The following is a 12,071-nucleotide window of genomic DNA, read 5'->3' on the forward strand; positions in this document are numbered from 1 at the left end:
CTCTGGATTAACTGGAACTGAAGGAAGTAGGCGCGTCTCTTAGCGAAGCAGGGAGTGCATATGCCGGGCAGTTTCTTCAGGGAAGAAGTGTTGCGCGCACGCCGAGAAGCCTGGCTCGCGCCGGTGCGCCTTGAGGCGCCAAGGTTCGGTTGGCCGTGCTTTGCCACCGCGGTGTTTCTCGTGGTCACGGTGTTCGCGTTGCTGTGCTTTGGAAGTTTCACCAGGCACGAAGCCGTCAATGGCGCATTGGTACCAGACGGTGGCCTGTTGACATTGACGCCGCTCAGCGCGGGCATGGTGTCCAAGGCGTTCGTGGTCGAGGGAGCCACGGTACGGGCTGGTGACCCTGTGCTGGAAATTTCGGGAGAGCAGGACAGCACTTCGCTCGGAGACACGCAGGCATCGGTCATCTCGCAGCTTGAGATAAAGCGCAGTCGTCTGAACGCAGATATGCAGGCGCAGGATCAGCTGTACGCCGCCCAGCAGCGCGATCTGCGCCGAAGGATCGCCTTGCTGCAGGCGCAGGTGGACAACACCGCCGAACAAATCCGGTTGCAGCGCCAGCGCGCAGACAGTGCGCTTCGACTCTACGAGCAATGGGTGAGCGCCGCAGAAAAGGGGATATTGACCAAGGTTCAATTACTGCAGCAGCAAGACATTGCAATCCAGAACCAAAGTCAACTCAAGGAGTTGCAAAAGCATGCGCTAGACCTGCGCGTGGAGCATTCTCAACTGCAATCTCAGCTGGAACAAAATCCTGCGACCTTGGAGGCAAAGCGCAACGAAATTGCCAGGCAGATCGCCGACGTCGCTCAATCCCTTTCGGAGAGCGAGGCGCGCCGTTCCATCGTCTTGCGCGCTCCCGCCGACGGAATCATTGGAAACATGTTTGTCCACGCCGGGCAGCCTGTTAGCGCGCAACAGCCGCTGGTCACCTTATTACCCAAAAATATTACCTTGCGCGCTGAACTTTGGGTGCCTTCCAAGGCCGTTGGATTCGTGACGCGTGGCGATCGCGTCCTTCTTCGCTACCAGGCGTTTCCGTATCAGAAGTTCGGTCGCCACGCAGGGCGTGTGGTTGAGGTCTCGCGTAGCGCGGTCACTTCGAAAGAGTTGTCGTCGCTGCTGGGCCAGCAGATTGAGGAGGCCCGCTATCGTGTCATCGTCGAACTGGAAACACAGCATATTGTCGCCAACGGAAGAAACGAACTGCTGCGTCCGGGCATGGTTTTGGATGCCGACATACTTCTGGAGAAGCGCAAGCTGATCGAATGGATGTTTGAACCCGTTTACGAAATGACGGGGCGTTTGTTGGATAATCCGGCCGGGAAACAGGCATGATCGACACCACATCGGTCCACCAGCTATTGTCGAACCGTGCGCAGATCGTCCCGGTGATGCAGACGGAAGCGGCCGAATGTGGTCTTGCCTGTCTGGTCATGGTCGCTGGATATCACGGTGACAGAATCGATCTCGCTCAGGTCAGGCGGCGATTCAATATCTCGCAGAGAGGCGTTCGCCTTGAGCGGCTGGTGCAGATTGGTCGTGCCATGGGTCTGGATGTTCGGGCAATGCGAGCCGAGCCTGACTATCTGCAGGACCTGGAACAACCATGCATCCTGCATTGGGACATGTCGCACTTCGTTGTTCTTGAAGGCATAGTGCGAGGCGTTGCGCTGCTACACGACCCTGCACGGGGGACGTTGCGGCTACCGATGTCCGAGGTCGGAAAACATTTCACGGGCGTCTTGCTGGAACTGCAGCCTGGCACAGACTTTCGGCCTTCCGTCGAGGCGCCAAAGGTGTCCTTGCGATCCCTGACAGGGCGAATTTTTGGCCTGAGGCGCGGATTGCTGCAGATATTCGGCTTGGCGTTGGCGATCGAGGTGCTTGCGCTACTTCTGCCTTTCCAGATGCAGTGGGTTATCGACCACGTGCTGGTTTCAGCCGATATGCAGCTGCTTAAGATCCTGACCATTGCTTTCTTGCTTACCGTCGTTTTCCAGACCATGCTGACAGTCGCGCGGAGCTGGATCGTCAGTTGGCTCGGCGCATCATTGAATACCCAATGGATCACCAACCTGTTTGGCCATCTAATGCGGCTTCCACTTGAGTACTTCGAGAAGCGGCATATGGGCGATGTGTTGTCGCGCTTTTCTTCTTTGAAGTCCATTCAGACGACATTGACTGGAAGCTTTGTGGAGGCGATGCTCAACGGGCTTACAGGATGCTTGGCCGTGGTGATTCTGATGGCCTACAGCCTCCCACTTACAAGCCTGGTCCTGGCAGCTTTCACCCTGTATCTCGGCTTGCGTCTGGCGTTCTATCGACTGCAATTCGTGACCAGTCGTGATCAGTTGGCATATGCGGCACGTCAGCAAAGCGAGTTGATGGAGTCGGTGCGGGGCATACAGGCGATCAAGCTTGCCAACAAGCAGGGGCTTCGCCAGGGCAGATTGTTCAGTGCCACAGCTCAGAGTGTGCGTCTGGAAATGCAGACGCAACGTTTTGGCCTTGCATTCAATGCGCTCAATCAGGGACTGTTCGGGACGCAGAGAGTGTTTCTCATCGCCATCGGCGGTTACTTGGCATTGAATGGAACCTTGTCGGCAGGCATGCTTGTTGCCTTCCTAGCGTACGCGGATCTTTTCACCAGCAGGGCTGCGGGCTTGGTCGATAAGTTCATCGAACTCAAGATGCTGCGTCTGCATGCGGAGCGGATCGCGGATATCGCCACGACTGCCCCGGAGCTAGATGAAATTTCCAGTTATAGCGGCCCGGAGCCCGTTCCTGAAATTCTCGTCAAGGGGCTGAGTTTCCGTTATTCGGACGACGATCCATGGATCATACGCAATCTCAATCTGCGCATCGAAGCGGGTGAGTCGGTTGCCATTGTGGGCCCTAGCGGCTGTGGCAAGTCCACATTCGCCAAGTTGCTGCTGGGTCTGATCGAGCCGACTGAGGGCACCATCGAGGTCGGCGGTGTCGATATCCGCAAATTCGGGCTGGAAAACTACAGGGCGATGGTGTCGGCAGTCATGCAGGATGATCAGCTATTTGCCGGATCGTTGGCCGACAATATCGCATTCTTCGATCCGGATTCGAGTATCGAGCGGATCGCCAGTGCCGCACAGCTGGCTGCGATCCATGACGATATTGCCAGGATGCCGATGGGATACGAATCCCTTGTCGGCGATATGGGTTCGATCCTGTCCGGCGGTCAACGTCAGCGCGTCATCCTCGCGCGCGCTTTGTACCGGCAGCCGAAGATCCTCGTACTGGACGAGGCGACCAGTCATCTGGATTCCACCAGAGATCAAGTGGTCAACGCGCATATCAAGGCGATGAAAATGACCAGGATCATCATCGCGCACCGGCAGGAAACGATTGCCTCTGCCGACCGCAGGATATCGCTTGTGGCCGATTCGCGAGATAAGCAGGCTGCCAGTCATGGCGCCGAGAAACTTGATGCCAGTGATGGTGTCGAGAAGCACGTCGGTAATTTCGCCGGCGAACTACCCTGAAACAGCCAAGGAGTAAGTAATGGAAAACTTTGAACTCATGGAAAACTCGCGTCCCGTCGCTCAGCGCTTCGCACGTGAGATGACTCAGGAAGAAGTCAGTGCTGTGTCCTGCGGTGGTGCTGGCGATACGTTAGTCATCATCATTGTCGAGGCCATCGACACCGAAACGATCATTATCGTCAGCTAAGCGTCCCCCGGCATGGCGACATGCAGATGTCGCCATGCTCCTGTCGCGCCTTGGAATGTGTTGTGTCTATGGACAAAAATATCAGGAATGTGTTGATCGTCGCCCCGCGCAGCGATACGCATGCGCCCGCGATTGCTGCGATGATCGCCGCGTCGGGACACGCCGTGAGCCTGTTGGACACCGGGCAGTGGCCGTGTGGCCTCGACGGGTCTTTGCTGTATGGGTCGCAAGGCGTGAGTGTTGTTCGAGATGGCGTTCCGATTGTCTACGATGCGGCTTGGAGCCGCCGTTTGTTGTTCAATAAGTCGGTGCCTACGCATGTCCACGATCAGGACATAAAATTCATCAGGACCGAAGGGCTGCTGTTCGATCTGGGGGCAGTGGCCCTGCTCGCAGCTGGGCACGGCGTAAAGCGTTGGGTCAATGCGCCGCTAGCTGCACTCGCCGCTGATCAGAAGCCGCTGCAGCTCGCCGCTGCAGTTGCCAGTGGTCTGTTAGTGCCGGAGACCTTGATCAGCCATCGTCCCGACGATGTTCATGCATTTCGTCAGAGACATGCCGATGGTGTTGTCGTCAAGCCGTTCAATGTCGGGGCATGGGCGGATGGTGAAAACTACAGCGTCTCCTATGCGACACGCATTGCTCCGAAAGAACAGCTGGCGGATGGGGATCTGCGCGCGTGTCCGACGACCTATCAGCAGGTTATTAGTCATCAAGCGGACCTACGGGTGGTCTGCATGGGGGGGGAGTACTTCTGCATGCAGATGCGTCATTCCTTGTTGGGCGAGATCGACTATCGTGCTGTCAGGCATAAGACGACCATGCACTACGAGTGGATATCTTTGTATCCCGGCTTGCAGGCAAAGCTGGATGTGCTTCGATCAGCACTGGGGATCGACTTCTTCTGTGCAGATTTTGTCGTCCCCATCGCTGGGGGTGAGCCGGTATTCCTGGAGCTCAACCCAGGTGGACAATTCCTCTATCTGGATGACAAGTCGCCTGGGATGGACATCGCGGGCAAGTTTTGTTCGTTCCTGGTTTACGGGAAAACCAGTAGGTATCAGGAATTTCCACGCTTGGAAGAAAAGCCCGTAGCTGTCCAGAGTGGGACGGGGGTCAAGAGTTTTCCAGAATCGGGAGTTGCGTGCTCATGAAAGTGGTGATGCTAGGAGTGCTGCTGTGGCAGCTGGCGACGATAGGGCATGCTGTTGCTGAAACAGGGCAGAATCTGCAGCCGGACCACCACTCAATGAATGCTACCTACCGCGAACAGCTGCTGGCACTGGCCGATGCAGATCAGAAGATCCGCGAGCAGATTCGTGGTGCTTTCACGGCGCAACAGCTACAGGCCAACCAAGGCGCAGCGAAAGACATGGCAATGCGTCTGGTTGCGTCGCAACGGGAAAACCAGGCTGCGCTGTCTGCATTGATCGAGAAATTCGGCTTCCCCGATGTCGCGTCGGTTGGCGAAGACGGGGCGCATGCTGGTTTCCTGGTCGCGCAGCACTCCACTGACCGCACGTTTCGCGATGGCTTCCTGAAGAGCATCGAGGTTGCAGTGGCGCGCGGGTCTTACAGCACCGCGGACATGGCATTGTTCGTGGATCGTAATCTGATCATGTCGGGCAAGCCGCAGCGCTACGGTACCCAGCGCAAGGCGGACGGCAGCCTGTTCGAGCTGGAGGATCCGGCGCAGCTGGCACGCAGACGGGCAGAGGTCGGTTTGCCTGACGAACAGGGCGGTTCTGGCGGTCTTTGAACCTTGCGGAGATCGCCAAGTGCGATGCGATGGCTGCGCTGCTTGTCAACGCATGGGGCGCGTGCATGCCTGGGTCAAAAAGACGTCGCGATGTACGGGTGCCTTGGTTTTCGCTAGCGATGACACCCGGCCCTGTGCGTATTTTCACCGCATGCTGTTGCTGGTTCGTGAGCCTGCCGATCTTCTGCACTGCAGTATTCTTACAGCCACCAACGCACTGCGTGCGCCGCTGTGAATCAGGTCTGGTCACCGCATCCGCGGCATAAGCGGCATGATCTTCAACGTACCGCCGCTTTGTTACGCGATGCATATCACGCTCTGTAGTCATCATCATGTTCGCCTATCGCAGCGATCATAACTAACGACTTCTCACGCTTCGGCCCGCTGGCCATGATTCAGCTCCCTCAAACGAGCTGACGCCATGCGCCCTGGATCCCTCATGGTGCTAGCCCTGCTAGCCCCCACGCTGATCGCCCCGCCGGTCTTCGCCCAATCCGTCCTGACCCGCGACAACGGCGCCAAGGTCGGTGACAACCAGAACTCGCAGACCGCCGGCGCCAATGGCCCGACCCTGCTGCAGGATGTGCAGCTGATCCAGAAGCTGCAGCGCTTCGATCGCGAGCGCATCCCCGAGCGCGTGGTGCATGCACGCGGCACCGGCGTCAAAGGCGAGTTCACCGCTACTGCCGATCTGTCCAGCCTGACCAAGGCCAAGGTATTCAGTGCCGGCGAAAAGACCCCGGTGTTCGTGCGCTTCTCCTCGGTGGTGCACGGCAATCACTCGCCGGAGACCTTGCGCGACCCGCACGGCTTTGCCACCAAGTTCTACACCAGCGAAGGCAACTGGGATCTGGTCGGCAACAACTTCCCCACCTTCTTCATCCGCGATGCGATCAAGTTCCCCGACATGGTCCATGCCTTCAAGCCGGACCCGCGCACCAACCTGGACGACGACTCACGCCGTTTCGATTTCTTCTCGCACGTGCCCGAAAGCACCCGCACGCTGACGCTGCTGTATTCCAACGAAGGCACCCCGGCCGGCTATCGCTTCATGGATGGCAACGGTGTGCATGCCTACAAGCTGGTCAATGCCCAGGGTGAAGTGCACTACGTCAAGTTCCACTGGAAGACGCTGCAGGGCATCAAGAACCTCGATCCCAAGCAGGTTGCCGCCGTCCAGGCCAAGGACTACAGCCACCTGACCAACGACCTGGTCGGTGCGATCAAGAAGGGCGACTACCCGAAGTGGGACCTGTACGTGCAGGTGCTCAAGCCGGAAGACCTGGCCAAGTTCGATTTCGATCCGCTGGATGCCACCAAGATCTGGCCGGACGTGCCGGAGCAGAAGGTCGGCCAGATGGTGTTGAACAAGAACGTCGACAACTTCTTCCAGGAAACCGAGCAGGTCGCGATGGCGCCGGCCAACCTGGTGCCGGGCATCGAGCCGTCCGAAGATCGTTTGCTGCAGGGCCGTATCTTCTCCTACGCCGATACCCAGCTGTATCGCGTCGGCACCAATGGTTTGAGCCTGCCGGTGAATCGTCCGCGTGTGGCGGTCAACAACGGCAACCAGGATGGCGAGGCCAATCACGGCCACACCACCAGTGGCGTGAACTACGAGCCGAGCCGCCTGGAACCGCGTCCGCAGGACACTGCTGCGCGCTATAGCGAACTGCCGCTGTCGGGTACCACCCAGCAGGCCAAGATCACCCGCGAGCAGAACTTCAAGCAGGCCGGCGAGTTGTATCGGTCCTACAGCAAGAAGGATCGCGCCGATCTAGTGCAGAGTTTCGGCGAGTCGCTGGCCAACACCGATACCGAGAGCAAGCACATCCTGCTGTCGTTCCTGTACAAGGCCGACCCCGAGTACGGCACCGGCGTGACCCGTGTCGCCAAGGGCGACCTGGCCCGGGTCAAGCAGCTGGCCTCCAGCCTGCAGGACTGATCCACCCACGGCATCGCGGCCTGTGCCGCGGTGCCGTTTCGCTATCGGGAGAGCCATATGCGCACCCTGCTGTTTCTGATGCTCGGCACCCTGTCTGCGGCTGCCAACGCTGCCTCGCCCACAGCTGCCTCCACCAGCGCCACGACTGCCGCCGCCGACCCGGCGCAGATCAAGCTGCAGCTGCGCGAGTACTTCTTCGACGCCGCACGCGAAGGGCGGCAGGACATGCTTGCCGAGTTCATCCGCTCGCACTACGACCTCAACACCCGCGACGAGAAGGGCTACACCGCCCTGATCCTGGCCGCCTATCACGGCCAGCGCCCGGCAGTGGAGCAACTGCTCAGCGCCGGCGCCGACCCCTGCGCGCAGGACAAGCGCGGCAACACTGCGCTGATGGGCGCGATCTTCAAGGGCGAGCTGGGCATCGCCAAGCGCCTGATGCAGGCCGACTGTGCTCCCGACCAGCGCAACAATGCCGGGCAGACCGCGGCGATGTACGCAGCGCTGTTCCAGCGGACCGACGTGCTCAAGGACCTGGCCGCCAAGGGCGCGGACCTCAGCCTCAAGGATGGGCAGGGCAACGATGTGACCAGGCTGCAACGCGGCGAGTTCGCGACGTCCCCGGCGCGCTGAGCGCGCCTGTCATGCGTGGCCGGGCAGGCGTGCGTGATGCCAAGCGTGCGTGGTGCCAGGCGTCAGCAAGCTTGCACAGGCGCCATGCGGCCGATGCCGGCATGAGCCAACGGCGATGCTTGCTGCAGCGTGCCGTACCGCAATGCACCTGGTGCACAGGCCAGTCGCCTGCAGGCCGCAGCCGAGCGGATTGCACGCCTAGCGCTCGGCCGTCTTCGAAGCGCTGTCGGTGGTTGCGACGGCAGCTCCGTCCCGGTGGCCGTCGGATGAGCCGCTGATCGGCATCGCCTGAGTCCTGCACCTCGATACACGGAGCCTCGGCGGCGTCGCTGCAGCACTCCATCTACCGGTGCGTACCAGCGACGCCCGCTCGGCTATGACCACCGACGTGGTTCGGGGGGCAGCCGTTGCGCACCGAGCGCACCGCATCCTCGCTCTGAGATCGGCTGGCCGCGCCTCGACTTACTCAATCTGCCTTCATCACCTGCCGAGATGGGCAACCATCGCCCCCGCCAGGTTCGGAGGTCAGCCATCGTGCACCGAGCGCAGCGAATCGTCGCTCCCGGAGCGGCTAGTGGCTCGCCGACCTGCTCAATTTGCCTCCACGACCCGCCAAAAAGTGCAGCCACCGCCTCCGCCGGTTTTCTGCCGCAGGCGCGTTGGATCTCTGGCGCATGTGGTGATTTTTACGCCACTGCGTCAGGAGTCTCCTGACGTGGAAATGCTTGTGCGCCAAGGGTTTGACAGAAGTCTGAGTGCGCGCTGACTTGCCTAAAATTTGTTCGGGAAAACCGCAAAAAACAGTTCAAGAAAGCGCTGCGAACGCCGATGCTTCCGCTATCGCACACTGGAACCCCCCGGACCATGAAGCTCGATCCCTCCATCCCTTTCCTGATGTCCCTGCTGGCCATGGTGCTGTGCACCGCCACTGCCGTGGTCGCCCTGGTGTTCGGTCAGGTACACGTGCTGGCCACGTCGTGGAGCTTCTACACCGTGCTGGGCACTGCCCTGATCACCCTGGTCGCTTCGTACCATGCCCTCGGCAAGCCGCTGAGTGCCGAAGAGCGTGTGGGCTTCCGCAACCCGTAACTACAGATGCGGTCCAGGCGCAGGAAACTACGCTGCACCGGACCAATGAGCTTCGCGCGTCACCGATGATGCACTGCGTTCGCCCTGTCCAGGCGAACGCCGCCAGACACCGCGCATCCGGCAGCGATGCCGCCTGAGCCGCCTGATGACGCTTGCACCGGGCAAGCGACGGGAACGAGAACAGCGCCGGCGCGATGTTGTTCGCTCCTCCCGATGGCACAAAGCCGCCCGATGTCGTCCACCGAAGCGCGCTGCCAGCACGTCATAAAACGTGCGTCCTGCGTGGTCTCGGCCAGCCCAGATGGGGCAATCACAGAGTCCAGTGAGCGGATGATCCTGCAGGGGACTCCGGCAGTAAGCCGTGCAGGACGCCATGCCGCGCTGCGGCAGATTCATCCACGCCCGTGTAAGCTGTTGATCCTGCTTCGCATTCCGATGGCCGCCTGCTGCGGCCACATGTCGATGACCGCTTCCGCCGATCGCTACGCCGCCTCCCTGCGCCTGTCCGTCGCTCCGATGATGGACTGGACCGACCGCCATTGCCGGGTCTTCCATCGCCTGCTGGCACCCTCGGCGCGGCTGTATACCGAGATGGTGCACGCCAATGCAGTGATCCATGGCGATCGCGCGCGGCTGATCGGCTTCGATCCAGTCGAACACCCGCTGGCGCTGCAATTGGGCGGCAGCGAGCCGGCGCTGCTTGCGCAGGCCGCCGCGATCGCGCAGGCGTGGGGCTACGACGAGATCAACCTCAATTGCGGCTGCCCGTCCGACCGGGTGCAGGCCGGGCGCTTCGGTGCCTGCCTGATGCGCGAGCCGGCGCTGGTTGCCGACTGTGTCGCCGCCATGTGTGCGGCGACCACGTTGCCGGTCACGGTCAAATGCCGCCTCGGCGTGGACGATGACGACGACTACGCCGTGTTTGCCAGCTTTGTCGACCAGGTGGTCGCAGCCGGCGCGGCCATGGTGGTGGTGCATGCCCGCAACGCGTGGCTCAAGGGCCTGTCGCCCAAGGAAAACCGCGAGGTGCCGCCGTTGCGTTACGACTGGGCCTATCGCCTCAGGCAAGAGCGCCCCGCGTTGCCGGTGGTCCTCAATGGCGGCATTGCGACGGTGGAGTCCGCCATGGAGCATCTACACCAGGCCGACGGCGTCATGCTCGGTCGCGCCGCCTACCACGACCCCTACGTGCTGCATCGCCTGGATGCGGCCTTGAACCAGCGTGCGGAGCAGCCGCGCGATGCGTTGCTGCGCGCCTTGCGGCCCTACGTCGAGTCGCAGCTGGAACGCGGCCTGGCGCTGAAGCATATGACCCGGCACGTGCTGGGGCTGTTCCATGGCCAGCCGGGCGGACGCGCGTTCCGGCAGGTCCTGAGCGAGGGCGCACACCGGCCGGGTGCCGGTTGGGATCTGGTCGAGCAGGCCTTGCAGCGCACCGACACCCAGGGCTGGCGCGTGGTGGCCTGAACTGGCTTGCAGCTTGCATTAGCTGACCGGCATACGGATGTCTGGCATGTAGCGGGATGCCGCCGGTCAGGCGCGACTGCGAAACCCGGCGCTGAACCGCTCTATGGCGGCCGGATGGATTCATTTCGCTGAACCGCGTTAACACAAAGCTAAAAAGTTCAGATGGGATTCACCCCGAAAAATCAAGAATTTGGGTCTATTCTCGGGTTCGACCATGCGGTGCCCGGTGGCCGTCTTCACGAATTTTGAATGTTCCTGAACAACCCGCTAGGATTCATTGTGACCCAGCCGTCCTGCCGCGCCCGCTATGTCGTCCTGGTTGCCCTTGGGGTTGCCATGGCAGCGCCGTTGGCATGGGGACAGGCGTATCCGATGTCGCATGCGGGGCGCGAGGCGTTGCCGCCGTCTGCGCGCGGCAATGGGCGCACGCTCTCGGACACCATCCGGCAGGTGCAGCGGTCCACCGGTGGACAGATCCTCAGTGCCGAGCGCGTGCCGTTCGACGGGGGCAATCTCAACCGGATCAAGTACATGAAGGATGGCCGCGTGCATACCGTGTACGAGTCGGAGCAGATGCAGGCCACGCCGCCGCGCAGCCAGGCTCAGCCGGATGCGCCACCACGCGACGATAACCACTAAACGTAGATAGTTCTGCGTTCAGTCTTATAAATTCCCCGGCCATTGGCCGACAACGTAACTAGGGAGAGTGCATGCGTATCCTTTTGGTCGAAGACGAAGCTCCGCTGCGCGAGACCCTTGCCGCGCGCCTGAAGCGTGAAGGCTTTGCTGTCGACGCTGCACAAGACGGCGAAGAAGGCCTGTACATGGGCCGCGAAGTCCCGTTCGATGTCGGCATCATCGACCTTGGCCTGCCCAAGATGTCCGGGATGGAGCTGATCAAGGCGCTGCGCGACGAGGGCAAGAAATTCCCGGTGCTGATCCTGACCGCGCGTTCGAGCTGGCAGGACAAGGTCGAAGGCCTCAAGCAGGGTGCCGACGATTACCTGGTCAAGCCGTTTCATGTCGAAGAGCTGCTGGCGCGCGTCAATGCGCTGCTGCGGCGCGCGGCGGGCTGGAGCAAGCCGACGCTGGAATGCGGCCCGGTCGCCCTGGATCTGGCCGCGCAGACGGTCAGCGTCAATGGCGCCAACGTGGACCTGACCAGTTACGAGTACAAGGTGCTGGAGTACTTGATGATGCATGCCGGCGAACTGGTCTCCAAGGCCGATCTGACCGAGCACATCTACCAGCAGGATTTCGATCGCGATTCGAACGTGCTGGAAGTGTTCATCGGCCGCCTGCGCAAGAAGCTCGATCCCGATGGTGAGCTCAAGCCGATCGAGACCGTACGCGGTCGCGGCTACCGTTTCGCCATTCCGCGTACCGAAGGCTGAGTCCGCGCATCGGCAAGCAGGAAGATCAGGTGCCGGGCCGCTCCAAATGGTATAGACGCTGGCGGCCGCGCTC

At 60.9% G+C, this 12,071-nt stretch carries 11 protein-coding genes; all 11 read left to right on the top strand.

Features of this window, described 5'->3' with window-relative positions; genetic code table 11:
* Positions 1-60 precede the first annotated feature (60 nt).
* Positions 61-1,341: an HlyD family efflux transporter periplasmic adaptor subunit gene (locus tag EO139_RS11705; RefSeq protein WP_276568234.1), complete on the top strand. Its 1,281-nt coding sequence runs from the start codon at positions 61-63 to the stop codon at positions 1,339-1,341.
* Positions 1,338-3,524, top strand: coding sequence for a peptidase domain-containing ABC transporter (locus tag EO139_RS11710; protein ID WP_126970738.1), 2,187 nt, complete (start codon positions 1,338-1,340; stop codon positions 3,522-3,524). The genes EO139_RS11705 and EO139_RS11710 overlap by 4 nt, the downstream gene beginning before the upstream one ends.
* A 19-nt stretch (positions 3,525-3,543) precedes the next feature.
* Positions 3,544-3,711, top strand: coding sequence for a hypothetical protein (locus tag EO139_RS21435; protein WP_023905561.1), 168 nt, complete (start codon positions 3,544-3,546; stop codon positions 3,709-3,711).
* A gap of 20 nt (positions 3,712-3,731) precedes the next feature.
* Positions 3,732-4,865, top strand: a complete 1,134-nt coding sequence (locus EO139_RS11715) for a hypothetical protein (RefSeq protein ID WP_241235953.1) — start codon at positions 3,732-3,734, stop codon at positions 4,863-4,865.
* Positions 4,862-5,470 carry a DUF6624 domain-containing protein gene (locus tag EO139_RS11720; RefSeq protein ID WP_126970740.1) on the top strand — a complete coding sequence of 203 codons (609 nt, stop codon included), beginning with the start codon at positions 4,862-4,864 and terminating at the stop codon, positions 5,468-5,470. The genes EO139_RS11715 and EO139_RS11720 overlap by 4 nt, the downstream gene beginning before the upstream one ends.
* 439 nt (positions 5,471-5,909) lie before the next feature.
* Complete coding sequence (gene katB / locus EO139_RS11725) at positions 5,910-7,415, top strand: catalase KatB (protein ID WP_181142067.1); 1,506 nt, start codon at positions 5,910-5,912, stop codon at positions 7,413-7,415.
* Between the two features lie 57 nt (positions 7,416-7,472).
* On the top strand, positions 7,473-8,048 hold the full coding sequence (locus EO139_RS11730) for an ankyrin repeat domain-containing protein (RefSeq protein WP_126943062.1): 576 nt from the start codon (positions 7,473-7,475) through the stop codon (positions 8,046-8,048).
* An 864-nt stretch (positions 8,049-8,912) separates the two neighbouring features.
* Complete coding sequence (locus EO139_RS11735; RefSeq protein ID WP_016902784.1) at positions 8,913-9,137, top strand: hypothetical protein; 225 nt, start codon at positions 8,913-8,915, stop codon at positions 9,135-9,137.
* Between the two features lie 462 nt (positions 9,138-9,599).
* Positions 9,600-10,604: a tRNA dihydrouridine(20/20a) synthase DusA gene (gene dusA / locus EO139_RS11740; protein WP_119131847.1), complete on the top strand. Its 1,005-nt coding sequence runs from the start codon at positions 9,600-9,602 to the stop codon at positions 10,602-10,604.
* A gap of 249 nt (positions 10,605-10,853) precedes the next feature.
* Entirely contained in the window at positions 10,854-11,243 is a 390-nt protein-coding gene (locus EO139_RS11745; RefSeq protein WP_180707944.1) for a hypothetical protein, read from the top strand.
* Between the two features lie 71 nt (positions 11,244-11,314).
* Positions 11,315-11,998 carry a response regulator transcription factor gene (locus EO139_RS11750; RefSeq protein ID WP_002808458.1) on the top strand — a complete coding sequence of 228 codons (684 nt, stop codon included), beginning with the start codon at positions 11,315-11,317 and terminating at the stop codon, positions 11,996-11,998.
* Positions 11,999-12,071 lie beyond the last annotated feature (73 nt).

Source organism: Xanthomonas sp. BRIP62411, from assembly GCF_003993525.1.
Taxonomy (GTDB): domain Bacteria; phylum Pseudomonadota; class Gammaproteobacteria; order Xanthomonadales; family Xanthomonadaceae; genus Xanthomonas; species Xanthomonas euroxanthea.